The organism is Flavobacterium anhuiense (assembly GCF_050990855.1).
GTDB lineage: Bacteria > Bacteroidota > Bacteroidia > Flavobacteriales > Flavobacteriaceae > Flavobacterium > Flavobacterium anhuiense_C.
The window spans coordinates 2,409,056-2,435,166 of the sequence record NZ_CP158861.1 but is presented as its reverse complement, the minus strand read 5'-3'; the positions used below and the strand labels follow the sequence as shown (position 1 = coordinate 2,435,166).

The following is a 26,111-nucleotide window of genomic DNA, read 5'->3' as shown; positions in this document are numbered from 1 at the left end:
ATATTATTGAAAGAGGGAAATTCTCCCTCTTTCAAATAAACAATCTCATCGTTATTCATATTCTCAGGAATTTTGAAAAAAGAATTCTAAGCTAAAGGAATAATTATCTATTGGCTATCTGCCTGAAGGCAATCATTCTTTTAAAAATTATTCTATTTTTTCAATTCTCTTCATTTTATTGAAAACACGCGAGATAAGATTTTGAAAAGCATCTTACTTTTCTTTTGTTACTACTTTAAAAGGACTGTTGTCAGATGTTTTTACATCCATAAACCTACCCGTATTGGTGTCACGTTTTACCCAATGGTCAGTCTTTGGGTTGTAAGTCTGGGAACGCTCTTTAACAGCTCCTTTTCTAGCATTGTCTTTCGGTGGATTCGTTGCCATCTTGATACAATTAATTGATTAAACATATTCCTTTGACATTAAGGCATAAAGGATTTGCCTTTATTTGTAAGTATTTCATTTATATACTAATTCCATTAGGAACTTTTTTTTAACTTTGAAAAAATTAGTAGTCCTACTCATATACTAATTCCATTAGTAACGCTTTTGATATATAGATGAAAGTTGAATTAAAAACTACAGAGATTGACTTTGAAAATTTATCCAGTGATGAACTCATTGAGTACATCTCTTTTAAAAATGAGTTTCCAAATGAAGCTGAAAATGCATTTATAGTTTTCTGCAGCAGATTTCAGAATGACGTTATCGAGAAAGCTGAAATTTATTCTGCTAAGTATGGACATAGCGGCGTTACTGCATTAGATATTGCGAACTGTACTTTTGCAAAAGTCTGGAAATACCATTCCTTTAATAAGGAAAAAGCAAAATCCAAAGACATGGACAAAGCCATTAAAATTTGGCTGTATGCAATAGTATTTAATGAACTTATGAAATACGGTGTAAGCGACACCTGCGCCGAACCAGAGGAGGAAGACCTTTCTATTGTAGAAAACATAAGTGATTTAATTAATGTGACTGTAGGTGAAGATCTTGACAAAAAAAGAGATTTAAAACTCAGATTGGAAATAATTGAAAAAGCAATGCTGGGACTTTCCGAGAAGCATAAAATAATTTACCTTACTTATAAGGCCTATCATAATAATGGGAAAAATATCCCAAGACAAGTCGCTAAAAAATTACGTGATACTTTAAACCTGGCTCAAAGTTCCATTCAAGTTTACAAAAAAGAAGCAACTGACCATATTAACAATTATTTGAATAGTTTAAATGGCAATCGATAAAAAATATATAGGCAAAATCTCTGAGGAGAACTTAGATGACTGGCTTCATTCTACAGGATTTTTATATCCAATGAATGAGCAGCAGCTTGACAGGTTTAACAAATTATATGATGATTATGATTTTAAGCTCAAAGACTCTGTGATTGACATCAGCTCAATTTTAAATGGAAGTTTACGCAATAAATCTAAAATAATCAGTTTAGATATAGGTTCAGATGTAAAAGCAGAAATTGAGAATTTGAAAATGGTTGCCAGAAAAGGGCAAAGCGGCCTGCCGCAGCATATCATTGATAAGATGAGAAAAAAACATCGCGGCTCAGATGATAAATAACACTTCGAAAAATAAAATAAAAAGAATTGCAGAATCCATAGCTCTGCAGTATGACCATAAAATTACTCCTTTAGAAAACATTTTAAAGGAAGAGGGCCTGGAAGTCTTTTACGATAGCTATGGGAAAGGAACTTTTGACGGAATGACCTTTTATGATGATGGTCAATTTTACATTCATATCAATACAGACTGCGGCAATAGAATTGATTCTCCACGAGGAAGGTTTACTCTGGCCCATGAATTAGGGCATTACATAATTGACTCCCATCGAATTGGTCTGATGCAGGGATTGCTTGAAGCCCACGCCTCGAAAACTAATAAAGCACAATTTTCCGAAATAGAACGAGAGGCAGATTATTTTGCTTCCTGTCTATTAATGCCGGAAGAACGCTTCAAAAAAGACATTTTCAGGAAAAAATTTGATTTTGAATTGATTAGCTCGTTAAGCACTCAGTATGCAGTCAGCATCACTGCTTTTGCTTTTCGTTTTGCTCAAATCGGAACCCATCCCATAATGATAATTTATGGAGAAAACGGCCTGATTAAATGGAGTTACTCCAGCGATGATTTTCCACATAAATATATTATAAACAGACCGAAAATACCATCTTCATTTGTAATGGGAGAATATTTTAGCAATGTTAATCTCAGTGAAATTTCAAAAACCTCGCAAATATGGGCAGTTGACTGCTTTGACTATCTCAGAAATGAAGATTCAAATAAAAAGTTTTATGAGCATTGCATTACACATAAAGGTTCTGCGCTGAGCATTATATGGGAAGATTAGATACTACTATTAAATGCAAAAGGGCAATATGTATCATAATTAATAAGAATAAGACTCTAACTTTAAAAATTTAAACCTTTTTCCATATCAATAAATTAAGATTCGCTCTTACATCAAAAATAACTTTTCTGTTTATTATTATGTAAATGCTGTTTTTTAAAACTTCAAAACTGTCTTTTAATAAACTAAAAAAAATAGTGATAAATTAATTAGCTAATTTATTTGTAAATTTAACCCGTGAAAACATGGGTAACAATATTATCGTGCATCGTGCTGCTTCTTTCAACTGTGCCATGCTCCGCGTTTGCAAATCATTCTGAATGCGGCACGGAAAAAAACTGCGATGATGACTCACATGACTGCGGCAATGAATGCAGCGGAAAATGTTCCCCTTTTTATTCCTGCGGAACCTGTATCGGATTTACGATAAATTTTAATTCTGTAATTATCAACGAAAAATTAGAATTTACGATGGATGAAGTATCACATACTCCATCATACAACAAATTTGTAGATTCTTCTTTTATCTGCAAAATCTGGCAGCCTCCTAAAATTTCTTAATATAAAAGTTTATCCCCTGCATTAATTTCATAGTGCGGGGTTATTATTTATTATTAATATTAAGAAATCATAAATGTTTAAATATATTTTATTGATTGCGGCAGTTGCATTTATTGGCACTGCACAAGCACAGAATACTGTAAAATTTCATCTTAAAAATACCGAAACTAACGAACCTCTAAAAGGAGCATCTGCAAAAATTGAAGAAACAAACTCGGTTTTCAAATCAGATAATGATGGAAATATCACTATCGAAAATCTAAAAGATGGAAATTATACCTTATCAATTTCACTTGAAGGCTATGCTCTAAATAAAACAGTTTTTAAAGTGCCTTCCATCTCAAATTTTATAGAAATTGCATTGCAGAGAAAAGAAGAAGAGGCTGAAGAAATGGAAGAAATAGTCGTTACTTCAACCAGAGGAACCCGAACAATCAGTAATATTCCGACCAGAGTAGAATTTATTGCCGGCGAAGAACTGGAAGAAAAAGCCAATATGAAACCTGGAGATATCCGCATGATGCTTAACGAAAGCACCGGAATCCAGACTCAGCAGACTTCCGCAACTTCTGGTAATTCCTCCATCAGAATTCAGGGATTGGACGGCAGATATACGCAGATCTTAAAGGACGGTTTTCCCGTTTATTCCGGCGCTTCAAGCGGGCTGGGATTATTGCAGACCCCTCCATTAGATTTAAAACAGGTAGAAATAATTAAAGGTTCGGCTTCAACTCTTTATGGAGGCGGCGCAATTGCTGGCCTAGTGAATCTTGTTTCTAAAACTCCAACCGAAGAAAGAGAATTGCGATTTTTGATCAATGGAACTTCTGCCCTTGGTTTGGATATTAATGGATTTTATTCGCAGCAGTTTAACAAAATTGGATTGACTGTTTTTGCTTCTCATGATCGAAATGCTCCTTATGATCCGGCAGATATACAATTAACCGCTATTCCTAAATTTGAACGTTTTAATTTTAATCCAAAATTATTTGTCAATTTTAACGAAAACACAAAACTTAACTTTGGTGTCAATACCGTTTTTGAAAATCGTATAGGCGGGAACATCGATTATATTAAAGATGAAAATAAATATCCCGACAGTTATTTCGAAAGAAATAAAACCCAGAGAATAAGCACTCAGTTTGCTTTAACTCATAAATTTAATGAGAGAGAATCTTTGACCATTAAAAACAGTTTTAATAATTTCAGCCGTGTCATCACAATTCCAGATTATGTTTTTGACGGTCTGCAGAACAGTACTTTTTCTGAAATAAGCTATTCTAAAAAAGGTGAAATTGCAGAATGGGTTGCCGGTGGAAATTTATATACCGACAGTTTTACCGAAAACAGCCAGACCGCTTTTCCGTTAAGAAATTATAACCAGATTACTTATGGAGCTTTTATTCAAAACACTGTTAAAGCAAAAGAATGGCTGGAAATAGAAACAGGCCTTAGAGGCGATTATGTAGTTGATTATGGATTTTCTTTACTGCCAAGGGTTTCGGCTTTGTTTAAAATCAATTCTAAATTTACTTCTAGAATCGGAGGCGGTTTAGGTTACAAAACACCAACTATTTTTACAGAAGAAAGCGAGCGCATCCAGTATCGAAATGTTCTGCCGATTAACAGCGATTTTAATAAACTGGAAAGAAGTTACGGTTTTAACTTTGATGTAAATTACAAAACTAAAATTACAGAAGATCTTTCCTTATCATGGAATCAGTTGTTCTTCTACACCAATGTTGACAATCCTTTGATCTTAAATTCTATTCCAAATGACGTTTATCAGTTTGTAAATGTCAATGGTTATCTGGACACAAAAGGAACTGAAACAAATGTGAAATTAGGCTATAAAGATTTTAAGCTATTTCTAGGTTATACCTATACAGATGCCTCGATAGATACGAATGGAACAAAATCTCAAAACCCCTTAACCGCGAAACACAGACTGAATAACGTTTTGATGTATGAAGTTGAAGATAAATGGAAAGCCGGCTTAGAAGCTTATTACTACAGTCCACAAAAACTAAGCGACAATACAACAGGAAGAGATTATTGGATTTTCGGTTTTATGGTCGAAAAACTTTGGGAGAATTTTTCAGTTTATGCTAATTTCGAAAACTTTACAGACACCAGACAGACCAAATTTGGAAGCATATACACAGGAACTATTTCAAATCCTGTTTTCAAAGATATCTATGCACCACTTGACGGATTTGTAGTTAATGCAGGAATCAAAATAAAAATTTAAAAAAATAAAGAAGCATGAAATTCTTCAGATAATTGCATTGCCTCCAAAATATAATTTTTTTAGGACCGCGGAATAGTATTTCGCGGTCTTTTTTATTTTAAAAAACATTAAAAATCAACAAGCTAAAAAACAGATACCCTGATTTTAAGAAAATTTTTCAGTGCATTTTTTTTTAATTTAAATTTTATATCGTAATATTGCAATATAAATATAAAACGATGGGAGCAACAAAAACAGATCACTTTACGGAAAGCCAGAATGAGCTGGCTGTTTTAGCCAAAGCATTAGGCCATCCTGCGCGTATTGCTATTATGGAATATTTATTGAAAGTGGATGCCTGCATCTGCGGAGATATTGTAAACGAACTTCCCCTTTCACAGCCGACCGTTTCACAGCATTTGAAGGAATTGAAAAATGCAGGGCTGATTAAAGGAAGCATCGAAGGAAATTCTATATGCTACTGCATCAATGAACCTGGACTGGAAAAGATAAAAGGCTTCTTTCAGCACATATCAGATCATTTGGCAAAAAAGAGAAGCGAATGCTGCTAATCTATAAAAATATGGAAATCAGAAAACTTTCGGACAAACACTGGGATCAGGTAAAATTAATCTACCAAAAAGGGATAGATACCGGCAATGCCACTTTCCAGACCAGTGCTCCTTCATGGGAAGACTGGGATCAGTCACATCTTAAGTCCTGCCGAGTTGTGATGCAGGAAGATGGAAAAGTGATTGGATGGGCTGCCCTTACACCTGTTTCTTCCCGCTGCGTTTATGCAGGGGTAGCAGAGGTGAGCGTATATGTGGATCCTGCACATTCAGGAAAAGGAATCGGACTTACCCTTTTAAATGAACTTGTCCGTCAGAGCGAAGCAGAAGGAATCTGGACGCTTCAGGCAGGAATCTTTCCTGAGAACACGGCAAGCCTCCGCATCCATGAAAAAGCAGGTTTCAGATTACTTGGAACAAGGGAGAAGATCGGAAAACAAAATGGTATCTGGAGAGATACTGCGCTTCTTGAAAGAAGAAGCTCCGTTATTAATTAATAAAAAATATAGTTTAACTAAATATAAAAAATTATGAAACTTTCAGAAATTAAAGAAGTGCTTAAAACAGTGGAAGCTGTAAATTTTGAACTGCCGGACGGCACATTTGTACCGGAATATTTTCACGTAACTGAAGTAGGTCTGGTTACCAAAAACTTCATCGACTGCGGAGGAACAGTAAGAAAAGAAACAGTCGTAAATTTCCAGCTTTGGGATGCCAACGACTACGAGCACAGGCTTAAACCGCAGAAACTGATCCACATCATTGAGCTTTCAGAAAAAGTATTGGGAATTGAAGACAATGAAATTGAAGTGGAGTACCAGAACACCACTATCGGTAAATACGATTTGGATTTTAACGGTAAAAACTTCACTTTAGTAAATAAACAGACAGCCTGTCTTGCTCAGGAGCAGTGCGGTATTCCATCTGATAAGCCTAAGGTAAAATTATCTCAGCTAAATGCAGATAATGCTTCTTCATGCACTCCGGGCGGAGGATGCTGCTAATCATTAAACAGATAATCAATAAACCTTTACAGCCAAAAAACTATGTTATATTCAGAAATTGAGAATACCGTTAAATCATTTGATTTTAAGCAGATCTCCGAAGATCGCAAAGCAGTCCTGCAGCCATTAATCGACTTCATTCAGACTAAAGCGGACAGCAATCTGGAAACCAGACTAAATTTAATCTGCACACACAATTCCAGAAGAAGCCATTTGTCGCAGGTTTGGGCGCAGACTGCCGCTGCCTATTATGACATAAAAAACGTTTCATGCTATTCAGGAGGAACCGAGGCTACTGCCCTTTTCCCCATGGCAGCTGAGACTTTGAAGGATTCAGGATTTAAGATCAAAACTCTTTCAGAGGGATCAAACCCTGTTTATTCCATAAAATATTCAGCTGACGAACTTCCTGTTATCGGTTTTTCCAAAACCTATGATGATGACTTCAATCCTGAAAGCGGATTCGCCGCAATAATGACCTGCTCGCAGGCTGACGGCGGATGCCCGTTTATAGCAGGAGCTGAGAAAAGAATCCCGATTACCTTTGAAGATCCAAAAATTTCTGACGGAACGCCTCAGCAGAAGGAAACTTATCTGGAGCGCAGCCTTCAGATAGGAACTGAAATGTTTTACGTATTCTCACAAATAAAAAAATAAAATGTCAGCAAATAACTGTGCACCAGTGGTCGGACGCAAAAAGTTAAGCTTCCTTGACCGCTTCTTGACCCTTTGGATTTTCCTTGCTATGGCAATAGGCGTAGCAATAGGGTACTATATTCCTTCAAGCGGAGATTTCATCAATTCTTTCTCCAGCGGAACAACAAACATTCCATTGGCAATAGGACTTATTCTGATGATGTACCCACCACTGGCAAAAGTAAAATATGAGCAGATGGGGCAGGTTTTCAAAAACACTAAAGTCTTGGGTGCCTCTTTATTCCTGAACTGGATTGTAGGCCCTGTCTTAATGTTTTTGTTGGCACTCCTGTTTTTGAACGGATATCCTGAATACATGATTGGGGTGATCCTGATCGGTCTGGCACGCTGTATTGCCATGGTTGTGGTATGGAACGATCTGGCAGACGGAAACCGTGAATACGCAGCAGGGCTTATTGCCCTTAACAGTATTTTTCAGGTGCTGCTTTACAGTGTATACGCTTATATCTTTATCACCATCCTTCCTCCCTATTTTGGATATGACGGTTTTGAAGTCAATATCAGCATTGCACAGATTGCCGAGAGTGTCGGCATCTATCTAGGTATTCCTTTTGCTCTTGGAATCATAAGCCGTTATGCCTTGATAGCTTTAAAAGGTTCTGAATGGTTCGAAACTAAGTATGTGCCTTTTATCTCGCCGATTACTCTTATTTCATTGCTCTTTACAATCATTGTAATGTTCAGCCTTAAAGGGGAACTTATTGTTCAGATTCCTATGGACGTTGTGCGTATTGCAATACCGCTTGTCATATACTTTACTTTGATGTTTGTCATCAGCTTTTTCACCGGTAAATATTTTGGGGCAGACTATTCAAAAGCGACCTCTATAGCCTTTACAGCAACAGGGAATAATTTCGAGCTTGCCATTGCAGTGGCAATCGGCGTGTTTGGAATAAACAGCGGACAGGCTTTTGCTGGTGTTATAGGTCCTTTGGTAGAAGTCCCTGCTCTTATAGCATTGGTTAACCTTGCATTCTGGTTCAGAAAGAAATATTTCACAAAACAGCTGCCAGCAGAAACCGCTTAGAAGAATCATGAGAATTGCAATCATATCGGATATACATGCAAACTTCCCCGCATTGGAACAGACTTTAAAAAGTATTGAAGAGCAGAATATTGATGCCGTTTACTGCTTAGGAGATTTGGTCGGCTATAATGTATGCCCCAATGCTGTGATCAACGAAATCCGCAAAAGACACATTCCAACGCTAGCGGGAAATCATGATGTCAAAGCTGTCGAAATACATAATGACGGTTCAACGGACACAGAAAGCTACGCATACCAGATTGTGGGCAAAGAGCAGATCAAATATCTTTCTGCTCTTCCTGCCCTTATTAAACTTGAATACCAGACGACCAGCAGACTTATAAAGATTCTGATGGTTCATGGCAGTCCTAACAGCAACAGGGAATATCTGCTTGAGGACAAAAATGAGAAAGATTTCGCTGATATCTTTCTTGATTCCAACACAGACATTCTTATCTGCGGACATTCTCATCTGCCGTATCACCGAATACTGGAAAATCCCAATAAAAAGGGCAGTTATTTTCATGCCATTAATGCAGGCTCGGTTGGAAAGCCAAAAGATAGAAATCCGGACTGCTGCTATGCAGTGGTAACCATTGAAAAAAGCAGCAATCTTTCCAAAAAAGACGGCATAAAAGTGGAATTCATAAGAGTTCCTTATGATATTGAAAAAGCAGCCCGCGCTATTGAAGAAAGTCCTCTTCCGGAAGTTTACGCGTTTATGCTTAGAAAAGCATATTAAAGTATTGAAAATAAACCTGCTATGGAAAGTTTTAAATTATTTTTAAAAAACATCGTGCCTCTCACCGATCAGGAGTTTGAAAATTACAGTCCGTATTTCAAAATAAGGACATTAGCCCGAAACAGCTATTTTGCAGAGATCGGCAAAACCTCCCATGAAGCCGCTTTTATAAAAAAAGGGCTTCTCAGGACATATTACATAAATGAAAAATCTGAAGAAGTGACTTCCTGCTTCTGCACTGAAAATAATCTCACAGCTTCATATAAAAGCTTTATCTCCCAGCAGCCGTCGGAACTTTGCATTCAGGCCGTAGAAGATACGGAACTTATTACAATCAGTTACAATGACCTGCAGATCCTCTACCAAAAGAGCCTTCTTTGGCAGAATATAGGTAGGACAATTGCCGAGCGGCAGTATATGGTGATGGAACAGTATGCCAGTGTTTTGTGCAATGAAAGTGCAAAGGAAAAATACATGCGCATGCTCGAGGAACAGCCTGCAGTTATAAACAAGGCTTCAGTAAATGACATTGCAAGCTATCTTGGAATAACACGCAGGACATTAAGCCGCATACGAAAAGAAATCAACCAGTAAATTCGAGGACATTTGTCCTTTCAAGTACTCCGGCTGCCATCCTATTTTTGCTTTCTATTAAATTCAAGACAAATGGAAACAGCAATTATCATTACCACCGTTTTACTAATCCTTTTCTCTATCCTTGCAGTATATGACGGGTTCTACCTTCATATCTTCAAATACAGACTTCAGGATCACCCCGAGAGCAGAACAGAACATCTTACTCACACCTTAAGAGCAGTTTTCTTTCCTGCAATCTTATATTTCTTATTCCTAAAGCAGGACTGCCAGATCAGCTTCATAATCGGTTTAGTTGTTTTCACTGCTGATCTTTTAGTGCTAGGCATTGATGCGTACATTGAAAAAGACAGCAGGAAATTTATGGGAGGGCTTCCTCGATGGGAATACATCCTGCATCTTTTTGTAAACGGGTTTCACTTTGCATCCATAGCAGTGGTATTATCACTGAAATTAAAATACGGAAATGATGGCATAATTATCATGCCCAGCATAACTGAATATCAGAATTATGTATTATTCCATACAGTTGCCATCAATCTTTTGCCAGGAGCCATAATGATAGGAATGCTTCATACGCTTTTATGCTTTTCAAAAACAAGACTCTATTGGAACAATATACGCAACACGATCAAATGTTGTTAACTGATTTTTTTAAACCTACTTTCTTATTTTTTCATATTTGAAACTATTCTGTCAGTTGCGATAAAGCTCAATAAAGTAACTCCTAATTTCTTCCATGAATAATTTCAATAAAAAGTCTTTGTCATTATTTGTCTTAAAAAGCATATATTTGTCTTTAAATCAATCACGAATTATTTTGATGATTTAAATAAGATGCTAACCGATCTGTAACTTTTCAATATGCATAAATACGCAGAATAAGTTCATGGCAGAATCGTGGCGCACTACCAAAAAAATAATAAGAAATGCAATATACAAGGGGGATCAGTTAACAGTTGTTATCCCTCTTTCTCCGCCAAATAGAGTTTCAGAAGAAACTTTAAAAATCAAAAGCCTTTAAACACTAGTGTTTAAAGGCTTTTTCGTTTTTACATACTTTTCAAAAAGCACATGTTTTATCAAAAAGTAGTCACCCAATGAGTACCCACTTTTTTTTGGAGTCACTTTTACAAAATTGGTGACCAAAATAAAAAGAATTCCCCGGGAATTCCCTGGTATCAATGGGCTCTCTTAAAATTTTTAATTCAATTTGATTATTAATTTTAAAACTAGATAACATGTTAAAAACAATTTTCTTGCTAAAATCCGAGAGGGTTAACCGAGACGGAGAATCCTCTATTATTCTAAGACTTTCCTATAAAAACAAAAGGATTACAATCTCCTCGGGAAAATTCATCTCGAAAGAAAGATGGATTCAGACAAACCATCTGAAAAATACACTGAAGGTAGAAAAAGAAAAGGTAATCAAAAGTTCTCTTGATCTCATTCAGCTGAATGCCGAAAAGAAGTTTACAGAACTCTTCCGAATTGATCCTGAGGTTGATCTGGAATTGCTAAAAGCTGAACTTACAGGAAAAGCCAAAATCGGCCAGCCTCAAGGGCCTTCCATAATTTCAATTATGGAAACATACAATATATTCTTCACCAAAAGAGTCAATTCCGGAGAACGCGCTGCGGCTTCACTGCAGAAGTACAAAAGAGCAAAGGATTTACTTTTGGATTTCATCACCAGCGCCTACAAAAAGGAAGATATGCCTGCATCTGAAATATCAAGCTCATTTGTGTTTAAACTGGAACAGTTCCTTAAATACGAGAGCAGTTTTAAAGACCAGACAGGCATCAAAAACAATTCGGTGGTAAAGTATATGAAAATGTATAAAACTGCCTGCAATTATGCCATTAAAATGGATTTGATCATAAAGAACCCATTCAACGTTTATGACGGAAGGCTGAGTGTAAAAGATGCTGTTTTCCTGACACAACAAGAACTTAATACAATCGAGAATAAAATATTTTCAACGCCCCGTTTGGAAAAGGTTAAGGATATATTTCTTTTCAGTTGCTATACAGGATATGCGCCCATTGATGCCATGGATCTGACCCAAAGAAACTTATCCGAAGATTCAAATGGAAACTTATGGATTATGACCAGCAGGGCCAAAACTGCTACTAGAGCCAATGTTCCAGTACTGCCTACTATTGAGAAAATTATTTCTAAATATAAAAACCAGCAGAAGGGTCTTATCCCGAAAATATCTAACCAGAAAATGAATGCTTATCTTAAGGAAATAGCTGATGCCTGCAGCATAGACAAACATCTTACTTGGTATGTTGCCAGACATACTTTCGCTACCACAGTAACTTTAGGAAATGGCGTGAGACTGGAAAATGTATCAGCAATGATGGGGCATACCAATACTAAACAGACACAGCATTATGCAAAAGTTTTGGATGTGAATATAATGGAAGATATGGAGAAACTGAAATCTAAATTTAGGTAGTAACTTTAAATTTCAAGCTATGCTTCAAAACCAATTTATAGATATCTTAAATCTTATTAAGAAATCAAGATTCAAAGCTTTAAAAGCAGTCAATACAGAATTAATAGACCTTTATTGGAACGTTGGAGAATACATCAGTCAAAGATTAGAATCTGAAGAGTGGGGTCTTTCTGTTGTCGATGAATTATCAAATTATCTGCTTATAAATGAACCGACGTTAAAAGGATTTTCAAATAAAAATATTTGGAGGATGAAACAATTCTATCAGCAATATAAGGATTATCCAAATCTCTCAACACTGTTGAGAGAAATCAGTTGGTCACACAATCTTGCTATTTTTTCCAGATGTAAAAGTATAGAAGAAAAGGAGTTCTACCTTAAAATTACTAAAGAGGAAAACTACAGTTTTAGAGAACTTGAGAGGCAAATTTCCTCCGGTCTTTTTGAACGTACCATGCTCGGAAATGCAAAACTCTCAACAGCGTTGAGAGAAATACACCCTAAAATAATCAATTCACTCAAAGACAGCTACATTTTTGATTTTTTAAATCTCTCTGAACCCCACAATGAAAAAGATCTCAAGAAAGGGCTTATCAAACAGATGAAAGATTTTATTCTTGAGCTGGGTAAAGACTTTCTGTATGTAGGCGAAGAATATAAAGTTCAAGTCGGAAGCAGTGACTTCTATATTGATTTATTATTTTACCACAGAGTACTGCATTGCCTTGTTGCTTTTGAATTGAAAGCAGATAAGTTTAAGCCAGAACATTTAGGACAGATTAATTTTTATCTAGAAGCCCTAGACAGAGATGTAAAAAAAGAGAAAGAAAATTCAAGTATCGGAATTTTACTTTGTAAAGACAAAGATAGTGAAGTTGTAGAATATGCTTTAAGTCGAACTCTTTCTCCTACTATGGTAGCCGAATATAAAACGCACCTACCAGATAAAAATATACTCCAGCAAAAAATACATGAATTGTTCAACAGCAATTTACAAATTGAATAAATCTATTCTTTCTAAACATTTCCAATTGTGTCCGCACCGCGGACATAATTGAACTGGCTACAATTTAAGTTTCTACTATTTTCAATTAATTCAATCGACTAAATCCATTGTATAAGCTGTTAGCTGTAATGTATTTACCAATCTTTATATAGAAAATCTGCAATTTCTTTCGCTGTTTTATGTCTTAACATTGACATATACTCTAAACTAATATCCGGTGAAATCTTTTCGATTTCTGCAATTCGCTTATTGTGCAGATTGAATTTTTCAACATTTTCCGCATTCTCCGTTATTGTAAGCTGAATTACTTCTTTCGTTTCAGCATCTATCGCCTTTAACCCTTTCTCATGAATCTCTACATTTTCTAATTTTAAAATTAATGAAGAAGGAAAATCATTTACCTTTTGTATAATCTTACTACCTGTAATAGGAATAAAAACCCATAGAGATTTACCCAGATTATTTATAATTCCAATTGAAAAAGGTCTTGCTCCAGATAGTAATATTTTTGTGTTTTTGTAATCTAAAATAAATAAGCCTTTTACTAAATGCTCGCTCTGTTGAAGCATATATTTAAGATTGTTTTCTTTATTTAAAATAGTTGAAGATTCAAGAAAAATTGAGTTTATTAGATTCAAATTATGTTTAAAGGCATTCATCAGAATAATCCCCATTAGAGCGCCCGCTTCACGATGCGCAAAATCATTTCTGAACTTTTTTGCTATTTTCCATTCTTCAAATAAATCATTCGAAGCTAATATTTTTAATCGTGTAAGTTTTGAATATAATGATTCAAAGCCATCTCTTTTTAAACCTAAAATTTCGAGTTTTAAAGTAACACTTGCTTCAAAAATTCGTGTCGATTTTGAAAATGCTTCATCTATTAATGGATAATTAAAATAGCTGTAATACATAAGTCTTTCAACTACTTTGTAATCATTAATTATCGCCTCAGGAACTAAAGAATGGAATTTCCCTTTTAATAAATACTTTTCTCTAAAATCATGTTCAGATTTTACATTAAATATTTCCCAGATTTCATCAGGTTCTAAATAATTTATTTCTTTCATTATGTTATTATTTTAAAGCCTCACAAGAAGCATTAATAATTACGGTATCAAATTTAGATATGTTTACTTAACAAGATCAAAGATACTTAAGAAGTACGCAGTAATTTTGCGCAGTTAAAAAACAATTATGACTGAATTAAATATCTTCCCTTCTTAATGAAAAACCTTTTTATCCAGCCCCTCTGTCGTCAAAAATCAAAACTAACTAACTAACTAACTAACTAACTAACTAACTAACTAACTAACTAACTAACTAACTAACTAACTAACTAACTAACTAACTAACTAACTAACTAACTAACTAACTAACTAACTAACTAACTAAAATTATAGATATAGCTTATAACAGGTATTTATACGTGTAACAAAATGTCTATAATTCGTATTTTTGAAAACGCACCTGAAAACTGTTTAAAAACAGTGAGTTAACCCCAAAAACAGATAATAAACATGGTTCCAACAATTATTCTTGTTTTTATTACGATCGTATTTCTTGTTACTACCTACCGGCATTATTTACAAAGAAAAAAGTATCTCCAAGAAAAGTACTTAATCAATCTAGAACAGGCTAAAAATTTTATTGCACATATCCGGCAATTTAATGACTACATTACTTGGGTGGAACGCGACCGCATAAAATCTAAGTATGCATCAGTAGGACAGTTCTTTAAAAACAGAACCAATTTTTATAAAAAAGAGGAAACCGTAAAAAAGTTCAATGAAATTTTCCAAGATTTTGACAATTACATTGTCCAGTATAATAAAAATTATGTCAGCGCCCAAAAAGAAAAGCTGAAATTGTTTTTTGACAACATTGAAGAAAAAAAATTGGATGACCAGCAGCGCACTGCCGTAATTACAGACGAGTATTCAAACCTCATCATTGCTGGTGCCGGTTCAGGAAAAACGCTTACCATTCTTGGAAAAGTCCAATACCTGATAGAGCAGAAAAACATCAAGCCCGATGAAATCCTTCTCCTATCCTTTACGCAAAAAACTGTCGCCGAATTGAATGAGAGGCTCCAAAAGCTCAATCTCGGCGTGCAGGCAACCACCTTTCACAAGCTCGGCTATGACACCATTAAAAAATTTCATAATGATATTCCCGCAGTAACCAATGAAAATACTTTAAGCGGCGTTATCAGGGAATATCTCGAAACCGGCATTCTGGATGATGATATGGCCCTGCAGTCGTATATCCAATATGTGGCCTGCTACATGAATATTCCGGAAGAGAACGACAGCTATGGTTCATTGGGAGAAAAACTGGACACCGAAAAAGGAATTGACTTTCAAACACTGAAATCAAAATGCGAACCCTTAAATATTGAAGCAAAAGCGAATCTCGATACACTGAAAGGAGAAAAAGTAAAAAGCGTCGAGGAGTTAATGATCGCTAATTTCCTGTATCTCAATGGCATTGAATACGAATATGAAAAGCCTTATCCTTATGGAGATGGCATGTACCGTCCCGACTTCTTCCTAACAGATTACAACCTCTATCTGGAACATTTCGGCGTTGATGAGCACAATCAGGCAAAATGGCTCACTCCTTTCAATGAGCTGAAATATGTGGAGGAAATGGAACTGAAAAGAAATACGCATATAGAGCATAAAACCAAACTGCTGGAAACGTATTCGTATTACAACAGAGACAATATCCTGCTGGAAAAACTTAAAGAGATGCTGAAAGCAGAACATGTATCTTTTAAACCTAAAAACACTAAGGATATCTATAAAAAAGTGTCCGATGATGAAAAAAACTTCGGAAAAGAAATCAACAGCCTTATTGAAACCTTTATCAATCTTATCAAATCCAGACAGTTAAACCATAATTCATTAATGGAGCTGTTGTTGGAGAAAAAAAAATCACAGAATTCCTTCATGATTGAACGTCAGGGAATGTTTCTGCAGTTTACCTTTCCGATTCTTGAAAAGTATGAACAGAAATTAACAGACAGAATTGAAATTGATTTCAATGATATGATCAATAAGGCAGCCGACGCTGTAAAAAGCAGCAGCCCAGAGTATCCATACAAATATATAATCATTGATGAATACCAGGACATTTCTTTTTCCCGATTTAATCTGATTAAAGAAATTCGCGATCTTTCAGGCGCAAGACTGATCTGCGTGGGAGATGACTGGCAGTCCATCTACCGTTTTGCAGGCAGCGATGTTTCACTGTTCAGCAACTTTGAGAAGCATGTAGGCAAATACGAACAGTTATTGATAGAGCGTACTTATAGAAATTCCCAGTCTCTAATCGACATCAGTTCAAAATACATCCAAAAAAATCCAAAACAGATTTCAAAAAGACCCATCTCCAATAAAGAACCTCTGCAAGAACCTTTAAATTTCGTGTATTACAAACCAGATGAAATAGAAGATGTTTTCATAAATCAGATCCAAAACTTAGTCATCAGATATGGTAACAAATCCATCCTGGTCTTGGGAAGGCATAGTTTTGACATCAATGATCTGATCAGATTAAAACCGGACAGCAGGATAAAATACATTGAAAGAAATGATGCTTTGCATGTCAAAGGATTTGAAGAAATAAAAATCAAATACCTCACGGTGCACAAGTCTAAAGGAACAGAGGCTGATAATGTTATTATTTTGAATCTTCGAAACCATCTGCTTGGATTCCCCAACAAAATGACTGATGATCCTATTTTATCTCTTTTGCTTAGTGATGAAGAAGAATACAGATTTGCGGAAGAACGCAGACTGTTTTATGTAGCCTTAACGAGAACCAAAAATGAAGTGGTACTACTAATTCCAACGGATGCTTCTCTCTTTACAGAAGAACTGCTGACAGACCATAATTATTTATTGGTGAAAAAAGACGGAAATCTGCACGCTACTAACTGTCCATACTGCAGAACAGGCAGACTGGTCATAAGGCAAAATCCAAATAATGCCACCCAATTTTTGGGATGTTCCCATTATCCCAACTGCAATCAGACCTATAAGAACTTAGAAATTTTAGATGATAAATTCTTATGCTCCAGCTGCGAAAGTGGCTTTATGATTAAGAGAACAGGAATATATGGAGACTTTTTAGGATGCACAAATTATCCTGGGTGCAGAAATACTATAAATTTAAAATAGACTGCTCAAAATTATAACCTAATAAATATTAATACACTATACTTTAAGAAAGCTAAATGATTTTCCCTACAAAATAAACTACAACTTTTCAAACAGCCTTACCATCACCGGTCAAAATAAAAATGAAGATCCCTTCCCAATCCCGCCAATATGATTATCACCGGCCAAAACCGAAATAAAAAATCTTCAACAATAGAAACAATCTGTTGGAAAAATAGAATAAATAAATTGGAATTCATCAGACCATCCTTATGTTGCGGAGTCTGAAGTCCCGTAATACAATTTTTCTCCAGCGCATCTTCCATAACAACAATAATTCTGATTAATAATTAGCCATCTTGAAATTCTCATTGATCTCGGCATACCTGAGGTTTAGTTTAACCCAAATTAAGTGCTTAGATTATTTGACAGAAAGCTGGACCATTTTTTCGACATCGCGCCAGATTCGCAAAATTATGACTGGTGGCGAACCATTAGAGGCTTTATGTAGCTAACGTTCACCAATTAATCGGTACGGCTTTCTGTCGTATTATAATAATGCCACACATCCTGTATTATGGGAATGAAATCAACCTTATGCTTATCGTAGACCAGACATCCTCCTATCAGATTGTTTCCCCTTACACAGTCATTGTAACCGTATTTATCGGTAATAACCAGTTTGATGCAGCCTAAACCTTTAATAGAATCCCAGAAACCTGTGCCACCCGTAAATTGCATTGCAGTAAGTTCATCAAGCGCAGTTTCAACTGGATATTCCCACCCATATTTCAGGCTATGGTCCACTGCTACTAATTTTTTGATTCTTCCGCCAGCAAGCAGTGGGCTAACTGCCGCTCTCAAAAATCTTTTATAATGCTCCTTATTGAGAGACCCTGATACATCTACATATATTTCGTCAAAAGGACAGTCTAAGAAAAGGTAATGCAGGGCAGGTTTAAGATACTCTTCGAGCCTAGGAGGCGGATCTTTCGGTGACGGCAGGACTTTTTGCAGATTCTTGACAAATTTGCCCCCTCCTTCATTATCCGGTCTGATCTGTCCCATATAGGTGCATCTCTTTGGAAACTGCAAAACAATATTATCCTTTACTGGGCCGTAATTGACTAAAAAAATATCTGCCTTGGGAAGCCCTCTCGCATAATCATCCATCGCTTCGGTGAAATTCCTTTTGTTGGACTTCCTATACTGCTTTACCTCCACGGCTGCGAAATGGTTAGCAGGAACATCTTCATCTTCACTGAAAAAGATCCGGTAATCAGGCTGAATGGCGGCTTTTCTCTTTTTGCTGCTTGGATTTTCTAGCGGGCTTTTGAGTTCCGACCAGAGCTCAAAATCTCCCTGTTTGCTTTCCATCGTAGCAATCTTGGTACCTTTAAAGGGAAGGGAAAGCTTGCCATTTGCATGATGCAGCATCACATTGTGACCATCAAAAGCCTGATCAATTTTAGCCAGCACCCAGGCTGCATAAAGTTCATATCGGAATTTCCACACGGGCAGATTCAGAATATCCTGAAGCTGTTCGGCCAACACCTCTTCCGATACAGTGACGGCGACCCGGTTCAAGCTCGAAACAAAATGCCCCAATTGGTCGGACAATTCATTGAAACGAAAGTTTCGCTCCTGTTCGCCAAGCTCATCTATTTCTTCAATGGTGCCAAAAAATCTGATTAAAAAAAACTTTGCCCAATGGTTCAACGAAGCATGGCATAAAAACTTTACATCGTCAAGAACATTCACATCGCTTTCTATAGATACTCTGTCCTTAGGCCAGTTGGCAGCTTCTTCTAAATCCGTAAGGGTGCCACCGTATGCCATGCACCTCCTTACAAAAGATCGCCATATATTCAGGATAATGGCAAGATTACGGTCAAGGTCTGGATGGCCCGTCTCCGGCGTTTCAACATTCGGGGACGTAAAAACAGCGTCATTACCTGCCCCCTCATACGATTCAATCCAGCGGTTTGCAGATTCATTGCCAATTACACCAGTAGCTTTTACGGGAAATATGTCATTAAGCTGGTTAATCTGAAGAAGCCTGATCTCATAAGCGGAACTCTGGACCTCAATACTGTGATAATTGCGCGCAATCTCACGAAAATTTTCAAGATCAAACTGCATATCTTCCGTAAGGGATTCAAAATCAAATTCCATTCTAATATTTTGATCGGCATATTTGATTTCATACTTGGTAAAAAACCGACAGATCTCATTGATCATCATGCTGTAGGGATGAAAAGCATTAAGCAGCACTTGAAGAAGATGCTCCAGTGTAACACCTGCTACCTGCATATTCTCTTCCACTGACGGTTTATCGCATTTTATTCCCAGCAAGGAATAAAGATTAAGATCAGGATCTTCAGAATCCAACATCTGCTTATCATAATATTGCAGATCCAGTCCTGCCTTTGTTTTCAGTAATCGCCAGAGCTGCACAGCATCCGTTATTTCTGGTTTTCCCTGGTCTGCACCAAATTGATCCTCTTCCATATTTTACTTGATAGATAATGAACAGCTAAAATAAGATTTTGAAGACTCAAGTCAAAAGCACAGAATCAAAAGCGTACTATCGAAAGTTTTATTAAACTGATTTCCAGCATATTTAAAATTAAAAAAACCGTATAAATACGCATTCGTTTATAGGCTTAAAAAGCATATTTTTGATACGCAATGCTTTGCAACAGAAATAGAATTACTTTTTCAGCATCCTTTACCAATTCAAATAAAACTAAACTTTGCTTTATGAAATACAGGGAAATAGAAAATGAGCAAGATTTAAGAATCCTTCTTACAGGTTCAAATCAAATCAGCCAGATGGCTTTTCAAAATCTTAATTTTAATTTTACAGACGCTACACTTGAAAACAAGCAATTTTCAGACTGTCTGTTCTTAGGCTGCAGGCTGCCAGAAACTTTCGGCCAGCATCTGCTTGCCGACAATCTTATCTTCCCGCAGATTAATGCGCCATACAACAGCTATGTAAACTCACTTTACACCAAGTCTTCCCTGTTAGGGAACTATGTGCTGGGAAGCCCGGAGAGCTACGAAAGTACTTTAGATAAAATTGTTTACAACCACTATATAGCGACAGGAAAAGAAGCCCAGGACATCAAGGAAACGCTTTCCCGCCGACTTCACGACCACTCCATAACCGACGCCCTGTATGACTTTCTGGCCAAATATGATGAAAAAAAAATCGTTGCCGTTATGGGCGGACATGATCTTCCTCGTAATAATCCAAGTTATTTCGATGTGGCAAAAATCAGTAAGAAACTGACTGAATTGGGATACCTGATCATATCGGGAGGAGGCCCAGGAGCCATGGAAGCTTCGCATCTCGGAGCATGGTTTGCAGGACGTGATGACAAAGACCTGAGCGCCGCTTTAGAGACATTATCCCTGGCTCCAAGCTTCAAAGATAGCTTATGGCTGGATAAAGCATTCCAAGTCCTGGATAAGTATTCAGAAAGCTCATTTGACAGTCTCGGCATTCCAACCTGGCTGTATGGGCATGAACCACCCACCCCTTTCGCTTCGAGAATTGCAAAATATTTTGACAACAGCGTACGTGAGGAAGGTCTTCTTGCCATTGCAAAAGGAGGAGTCATTTTTGCTCCAGGAAGTGCAGGAACAATTCAGGAAATCTTCCAGGATGCGGTACAGAACCATTATTTAAGTTTTGGCTATGCGAGTCCGATGGTATTTCTCAACCAGGAGTATTGGACAGAAGACCGTCCGATTTATCCGCTACTAAAAGAAATGTCCGAAAAAGGAAAATACAAAAATCTAATCTTATCAATCTTTGACAGCAAGGAAGATGTCATTGCGGAGATTCTGAAGTTTACCACCATCGAACTAACCCCTTCAGCAAACGAAGCAATTATTAAAACTTATTAGATAAAACAGTAAAACATATACTAGAAACATACTTTTTAATGGACGAAATAATCAAAGATATAGAGGGCAACGAATACAGGACCATCAAAATAGGCAGCCAGACTTGGATGGCGGAAAATTTAAGAGTTAAAACATTTTCTGATGGAAGTCCCATTACTCTGGTTCAGGACAGTCTTCAGTGGCAGAACTCCCATTTTCCTTGCCAGACATTATTTGAAAACCAAAATCAGAATATAGCTTATGGCAGACTTTATAATTGGTTTGCAGTTAATGCAATGGAAAACATCTGTCCTGCAGGATGGAAAATTCCGTCGGTTGAAGACTGGAATCTGCTCTCGCAAAATTTTGGCGGGCTGGCTGCTGCCTCCGAAATGCTTCAGCATCGCACTGGTTTCAATGCACAATTGTATGGCTTCAGAGCTGGAGGTTTTGAAGGTTTCGGCAACTCTGTATTTTATTGGACCTCCGACACCATTCCTGGCCAGCCTGAACTTCCTGCTCCTGGCAAAACATCAGAAGCAGTCCAGCTAAAAATTAACGATCCGAGCATACGGGTAAGCAGCGAGTACAGAATTGAAGGATTCTATATAAGATGCCTAAAAATTACCAATCAATATTGACAGTATCTCTTGAAGAAAAGATTAAATGAAAATTATTTTTAGTTCGAAATAATTTAAGTTATTTTTAAGTTTATATCGCTACGACAGGAGCTTTATATCCGGATTTACAAACGGGACACTGCTGCTCTTAAGGGCCAGAAAATTATTTCGAACAAAAAAACAAGGCGAAAATGTCCATAAAAATAAAGAACACTCTGCTTACCTCATTGGATAAGATTAAAAATGACCAGTTTGACGAAGATACAATAAGAACTTTACTCATTACGGCAAGGGAATATCTGAATTATAACGGTCTGATAAAGGAACTGGCCCATTTTATTGCGCATCCGCAGAGGAATCAGGGTATTTTTCACAGAAAAGTAAACACAAGGTATGCCAAGCTAAAATTAGCAGAGGAACAGATGCTAAAACTAGGCGAATCGGTACAGCTTTCAGATTTAAAAACTGAAGAGGATCTTTCTGATTTTTTGCTGGGTGGAGTAAACATAGATAAAATCGAGACTCGTCTCTTTGAGGTCCTTTACAAAGACGGTCTTGATGACCTGTCGGAAGAGCATCTGTTGCAGTATACGGGATTTAACAAGAAGCTCGCTGAACAGTTCTTAAGGCAGAGCTACACAAAAGAGCAGGGGCACTACCTTCTCAATGTATTGAAATCCGAAAAATTAATGACGTTTTACGATTCCTTTCCAAAAACAGACGGAGAAGGTTACGTCGAGATAGAAGAAACTGTCCGAAAAGGACGGGAAGCAATCAGGAAAACACGCGAAAATATGAACCGTCTCTGCAGTGTGCTAAGGGGAGCAATTCGCTTTGAGTCAGTTTTTAGTTCAGAAATGATATCGGATGACTTTCACACCAACTTTTCAAACGTTCTGAAAAAGTTCGATTTAGATCTAAATTATCTAAATATAATCGAAGATAAACTCCCTGAAATTCTACTCTGCCTAATGGCTCTGCTTCATGATGCTTCCTTCGAATTTTATGATAAGAATGTAGCCCGGGTATATCTATGCACCTATCTTAAAAGTGAATCCCGCAAGGGAAACGATGCTGATCTTAGTGCCCAAGACTATCTATATAGTAACGGTGTGCTGGCGCTCTACATCTCTTATAAATTTAAAAATAAAACGACGCATTATCCCTTGTTCGTTTCCGATTTAAAAATTGACAGCTATATCGATTATGAAGATTTTTCAGCAGTGGAAGTAAGCGCACTTCAAACTGAAATTCTCTGGTTTAATGCCGTAAGATGCGGAAACAGGTTAAAGCTTACTACTTAATCATCCATTTACCCTCTATTTTCATGCAAGTCCAGCTGCGCTCTTTTTTTTGTTACTATCTGACTCTCATTATCAAAGAATCTGGAAAATCGATATCAAGAAACTTTTTTTTCATGCCTGTCACCACATAGATAAGAGTTCCAATGATTAGATTTTTGTTCTTAGTGGACTAGTGGTTATAACTGCATTTAATTTAATTTTACAACACCTGAAACTAAATCTGAACGATCAGTAAATTACAACCCGCATCCACTTACACCAATTTTAATTAGCATCAACAACCAGAATTATTAAAAGAAATAATCTATTTCATATTAATAAATTGTTTAGGTTCCATTAAATTGAATTATGATATTTCATTTTTCTACTATTTACCTTATCTAATACTCTTAAACTTTTCTTATGCTTGAGTTTAATATATGACTTGATATTATTTTCTGCATAAATAGTATCAAAAAAATTTTTGCAATCAAAAAAACATTTTATCTTTGCACCCGCAATGGGAAGATTATTGCGTTATAATGGAGGAATGGCAGAGCGGTCGAATGCGGCAGTCTTGAAAACTGTTGACTGTAACAGGTCCGGGGGTTCGAATCCCTCTTCCTCCGCCAGACAAAGTCCCAAAAGCGACTTTTAAAAATAAAAAGCCTTTAAACACTGACGTTTAAAGGCTTTTTCATTTAGAACGGTATCGAACTTTGTCCTAAATAGGGACTGTTTTTTTAAAGCTATGGTAACCAAATAGTTGAAATATTATGATTCGTTGCTTCTCAGTATCTTATCGATTTTGCCACTGTCATACAGAAAAATATCTCCCAGCCTAGTATACGGAAGAATTCCGGTTTGCCTGTATTTTATTATAGTATTATTGGACAGCCCGAATATCTTTTTTAAATCTTCATTACGGTAATATTCAGGTCTCAAGACTTTTCCCTGGCTGATTTTTGAATCAATCCTTTCCAGTTTTGCCACTACAGGCCCTATCAACTCCTTCATTTCCATCATATAGGACAACCATTTTTCCTTCTTCATCATCATTGAGTCTTTTACATATTATTAATCTTCTCTCTAATCCATTTTACCAGCTCTCTAGCCTTTTCTTACGTTCCTGCATTACTGAAATAAATTCATCTAAAAATCTAATCTGCTTCCCTTTATAGGTGTAGCCTTTGCATTCGGAAAATTGCCTACTTATTGTACTTATTATTTTCTGGTTATCCTCATTGTCATTATAAGTGAAATTTTCACTCATAAATTTCTGAAAATTGGCTCGGTTTTTTTTCGTATCATTTGAATCAAAATATAAAATTCCCTCATCCATTAAAATATAAAAAAGATTTGCAAGCTCGATTTTATTATAAGAACTTCTGCATTTATTACAAGAGGAGAAGGCTTGACTCTGAACATTCCCAAATCCATTTGTTTGTACTAGAGTTTCTATATTTTTTAATCTCGTATCGAGTTTAAAAAAATTATCTATAATATCATATGTTTTAACTTTTTTCATTTTTACTCGTCTATTATAAATGAAAATATATTATACTACGTTTTTGCTTATTTTTAGTTGGAACATAAGTTAAGTAACCGTATGCATGCAATTCTCCCATACATTTATAATAAGTCTTGGGTGAAGTAATTTTAGCTATTTTCTGAATTTCAAAGCTGTATGCTTGTATAGGGTTTATTGAACCACTATTTTTTCGAAATTGAATAAGTGTTGCAAATATTGCAATATGAGTAGTATTGATTCGAAAATCTCTTTCAATAGCCAGAAAAAAATCTGATAAAGGTTTTGAATAATCCATATTACTTCTCTTTAATTTCAACGAAAATCAAAGTAACAATTAATCAAATTTATCCACAAGTACAACTTTTGTTGTACCCAAGTTGTACCCCTTCATTTAAAGATAGATTACAATAAAACTAAGATTGAAAACATTGAAGAAAAGACAAAAAAAAGGAGTTTAATATAAATATGACAAAAAGAAAATCAAAGGGATTTAAAAACATCCAAGCACGCAGAGTTTAAATCGTAATTTAAAGAAATTTGAATAGTTGCTGATATCGAAGATTAAAAGTAGATCGTATTTCGGATAAATTTAAATGTCTAATAATTTAAAAAAATCACACAACTTCATTTCTTTTGCTTCACAAATTCTAATTAAAGTATTTAGACTTATGGCGTAATCTTTATTATATTTTATTTCTCGAACAGTTTTTTCATCGATATTATGTTCCCTAGCAAATGAGCTTTGAGATTTGGCTTTTGATACCCACTCAAGTGCTATGTAGTCAACTATTATACGATTCTTGTCCTTCATAATTAACAAAGTAACTTTTTAAAACTCAAAATAATTCGGATTAAAATCCGAATTATAGATTATTTTGTTATATTTGTCACTGAATTAATATATTTGCGATTCTTCATTAAAAAAATATGAAGCATTCGCTTGGAGTCTCGTTTCCGAAAACTGCTAATTTTTAATCACACGAGATGACTAAGTGTAAATGCTCACGCCTCTAATAATTGGCGTGGGCTCTCTTATTCGTGTGAAAAGGTTCTTAGCAGTACCTCGGAAGCGAATATGTTGAGTTCCGCGCCTCTTTTATTTTTTAGAGATTCATTCTACTTAACCTAAATTCTTAGCATTGCTTTTATTTTTATTGTCTCGCTTTTAGATTTATTGTCTAACAAATAAACCTACATGCTTATGAAATAAAAAAAGCAGAACTAAATATAGTATAGATCTACCTTCTCATTTCTAATACTATAAAAAAAGCCCTCTAACCCGCGATCAAACAAGTATAGAGAGCTGAATTAATAAAAACTTTCGTTTCAAA

General features: G+C 36.0%; 26 protein-coding genes and 1 tRNA gene. 20 read left to right on the top strand and 7 right to left on the bottom strand.

Annotated features, from left to right (window positions below; translation table 11 throughout):
• Positions 1-213: 213 nt before the first annotated feature.
• Positions 214-387 carry a hypothetical protein gene (locus ABTV69_RS10755; protein WP_433836202.1) on the bottom strand — a complete coding sequence of 58 codons (174 nt, stop codon included), beginning with the start codon at positions 385-387 and terminating at the stop codon, positions 214-216.
• Between the two features lie 176 nt (positions 388-563).
• Between ABTV69_RS10755 and ABTV69_RS10750 the strand changes: the two genes are divergently transcribed.
• The 15 genes from ABTV69_RS10750 (at position 564) to ABTV69_RS10680 (ending at position 13,283) form a co-directional block, all read left to right on the top strand.
• Positions 564-1,247, top strand: a complete 684-nt coding sequence (locus tag ABTV69_RS10750) for an RNA polymerase subunit sigma (RefSeq protein ID WP_433836200.1) — start codon at positions 564-566, stop codon at positions 1,245-1,247.
• Positions 1,234-1,578, top strand: a complete 345-nt coding sequence (locus tag ABTV69_RS10745) for a hypothetical protein (protein ID WP_433836198.1) — start codon at positions 1,234-1,236, stop codon at positions 1,576-1,578. The genes ABTV69_RS10750 and ABTV69_RS10745 overlap by 14 nt, the downstream gene beginning before the upstream one ends.
• The gene (locus tag ABTV69_RS10740; RefSeq protein WP_433836196.1) at positions 1,568-2,365 is read left to right on the top strand and encodes an ImmA/IrrE family metallo-endopeptidase; all 798 of its coding nucleotides are present in this window, start codon (positions 1,568-1,570) and stop codon (positions 2,363-2,365) included. Before ABTV69_RS10745 ends, ABTV69_RS10740 begins: the two co-directional genes overlap by 11 nt.
• Before the next feature lie 237 nt (positions 2,366-2,602).
• Positions 2,603-2,926 (top strand): DUF6660 family protein, encoded by a 324-nt coding sequence (locus ABTV69_RS10735; RefSeq protein ID WP_433836194.1) that lies wholly within the window; start codon positions 2,603-2,605, stop codon positions 2,924-2,926.
• 73 nt (positions 2,927-2,999) lie between these two features.
• Complete coding sequence (locus ABTV69_RS10730; RefSeq protein WP_433836192.1) at positions 3,000-5,177, top strand: TonB-dependent receptor domain-containing protein; 2,178 nt, start codon at positions 3,000-3,002, stop codon at positions 5,175-5,177.
• Positions 5,178-5,395: 218 nt separating this feature from the next.
• A complete protein-coding gene (locus tag ABTV69_RS10725) occupies positions 5,396-5,728 on the top strand; it encodes an ArsR/SmtB family transcription factor (RefSeq protein ID WP_008463735.1) in 333 nt (110 codons plus the stop codon).
• Complete coding sequence (locus ABTV69_RS10720) at positions 5,719-6,225, top strand: N-acetyltransferase family protein (RefSeq protein WP_433836189.1); 507 nt, start codon at positions 5,719-5,721, stop codon at positions 6,223-6,225. Before ABTV69_RS10725 ends, ABTV69_RS10720 begins: the two co-directional genes overlap by 10 nt.
• A gap of 33 nt (positions 6,226-6,258) precedes the next feature.
• Complete coding sequence (locus ABTV69_RS10715; protein ID WP_433836187.1) at positions 6,259-6,732, top strand: DUF6428 family protein; 474 nt, start codon at positions 6,259-6,261, stop codon at positions 6,730-6,732.
• Between the two features lie 42 nt (positions 6,733-6,774).
• The gene (locus ABTV69_RS10710; RefSeq protein ID WP_433836185.1) at positions 6,775-7,389 is read left to right on the top strand and encodes a low molecular weight phosphatase family protein; all 615 of its coding nucleotides are present in this window, start codon (positions 6,775-6,777) and stop codon (positions 7,387-7,389) included.
• Position 7,390: 1 nt separating this feature from the next.
• Positions 7,391-8,476, top strand: coding sequence for an ACR3 family arsenite efflux transporter (gene arsB, locus ABTV69_RS10705; RefSeq protein ID WP_433836183.1), 1,086 nt, complete (start codon positions 7,391-7,393; stop codon positions 8,474-8,476).
• 7 nt (positions 8,477-8,483) lie between these two features.
• Positions 8,484-9,218 carry a metallophosphoesterase family protein gene (locus ABTV69_RS10700; RefSeq protein ID WP_433836181.1) on the top strand — a complete coding sequence of 245 codons (735 nt, stop codon included), beginning with the start codon at positions 8,484-8,486 and terminating at the stop codon, positions 9,216-9,218.
• A 21-nt stretch (positions 9,219-9,239) separates the two neighbouring features.
• Positions 9,240-9,812, top strand: coding sequence for a Crp/Fnr family transcriptional regulator (locus tag ABTV69_RS10695; RefSeq protein ID WP_433836179.1), 573 nt, complete (start codon positions 9,240-9,242; stop codon positions 9,810-9,812).
• Positions 9,813-9,884: 72 nt separating this feature from the next.
• A complete protein-coding gene (locus ABTV69_RS10690; RefSeq protein WP_433836177.1) occupies positions 9,885-10,457 on the top strand; it encodes a hypothetical protein in 573 nt (190 codons plus the stop codon).
• Between the two features lie 596 nt (positions 10,458-11,053).
• A complete protein-coding gene (locus tag ABTV69_RS10685; RefSeq protein ID WP_294965796.1) occupies positions 11,054-12,277 on the top strand; it encodes a site-specific integrase in 1,224 nt (407 codons plus the stop codon).
• Between the two features lie 19 nt (positions 12,278-12,296).
• A complete protein-coding gene (locus tag ABTV69_RS10680) occupies positions 12,297-13,283 on the top strand; it encodes a PDDEXK nuclease domain-containing protein (RefSeq protein ID WP_294965794.1) in 987 nt (328 codons plus the stop codon).
• Positions 13,284-13,417: 134 nt separating this feature from the next.
• Here ABTV69_RS10680 and ABTV69_RS10675 read toward each other — a convergent pair whose 3' ends face one another.
• Entirely contained in the window at positions 13,418-14,353 is a 936-nt protein-coding gene (locus tag ABTV69_RS10675; protein WP_294965791.1) for a hypothetical protein, read from the bottom strand.
• Positions 14,354-14,803: 450 nt separating this feature from the next.
• On the opposite strand from ABTV69_RS10675, the gene ABTV69_RS10670 reads away from it, so the two are divergent.
• On the top strand, positions 14,804-17,470 hold the full coding sequence (locus ABTV69_RS10670; protein WP_433836174.1) for a UvrD-helicase domain-containing protein: 2,667 nt from the start codon (positions 14,804-14,806) through the stop codon (positions 17,468-17,470).
• 504 nt (positions 17,471-17,974) lie between these two features.
• Here the strand turns inward: ABTV69_RS10670 and ABTV69_RS10665 are convergent.
• Positions 17,975-19,960 carry a hypothetical protein gene (locus ABTV69_RS10665; protein WP_433836172.1) on the bottom strand — a complete coding sequence of 662 codons (1,986 nt, stop codon included), beginning with the start codon at positions 19,958-19,960 and terminating at the stop codon, positions 17,975-17,977.
• A 252-nt stretch (positions 19,961-20,212) separates the two neighbouring features.
• On the opposite strand from ABTV69_RS10665, the gene ABTV69_RS10660 reads away from it, so the two are divergent.
• The 4 genes from ABTV69_RS10660 (at position 20,213) to ABTV69_RS10645 (ending at position 23,881) form a co-directional block, all read left to right on the top strand.
• The gene (locus tag ABTV69_RS10660; protein ID WP_433836170.1) at positions 20,213-21,367 is read left to right on the top strand and encodes an LOG family protein; all 1,155 of its coding nucleotides are present in this window, start codon (positions 20,213-20,215) and stop codon (positions 21,365-21,367) included.
• 38 nt (positions 21,368-21,405) lie between these two features.
• A complete protein-coding gene (locus tag ABTV69_RS10655) occupies positions 21,406-21,987 on the top strand; it encodes a fibrobacter succinogenes major paralogous domain-containing protein (protein WP_433836168.1) in 582 nt (193 codons plus the stop codon).
• 170 nt (positions 21,988-22,157) lie between these two features.
• Entirely contained in the window at positions 22,158-23,270 is a 1,113-nt protein-coding gene (locus ABTV69_RS10650) for a hypothetical protein (protein WP_433836166.1), read from the top strand.
• Between the two features lie 523 nt (positions 23,271-23,793).
• Positions 23,794-23,881 (top strand) — tRNA-Ser (locus tag ABTV69_RS10645).
• Between the two features lie 142 nt (positions 23,882-24,023).
• Here ABTV69_RS10645 and ABTV69_RS10640 read toward each other — a convergent pair.
• From ABTV69_RS10640 to ABTV69_RS10625, 4 genes are all read right to left on the bottom strand, one after another.
• Complete coding sequence (locus ABTV69_RS10640; RefSeq protein WP_433836164.1) at positions 24,024-24,305, bottom strand: helix-turn-helix domain-containing protein; 282 nt, start codon at positions 24,303-24,305, stop codon at positions 24,024-24,026.
• Between the two features lie 43 nt (positions 24,306-24,348).
• Positions 24,349-24,777: a hypothetical protein gene (locus ABTV69_RS10635; protein WP_433836162.1), complete on the bottom strand. Its 429-nt coding sequence runs from the start codon at positions 24,775-24,777 to the stop codon at positions 24,349-24,351.
• 13 nt (positions 24,778-24,790) lie between these two features.
• Positions 24,791-25,075, bottom strand: a complete 285-nt coding sequence (locus ABTV69_RS10630; protein ID WP_433836160.1) for a hypothetical protein — start codon at positions 25,073-25,075, stop codon at positions 24,791-24,793.
• A 294-nt stretch (positions 25,076-25,369) separates the two neighbouring features.
• Positions 25,370-25,591: a helix-turn-helix domain-containing protein gene (locus ABTV69_RS10625; protein ID WP_129053979.1), complete on the bottom strand. Its 222-nt coding sequence runs from the start codon at positions 25,589-25,591 to the stop codon at positions 25,370-25,372.
• Positions 25,592-26,111 lie beyond the last annotated feature (520 nt).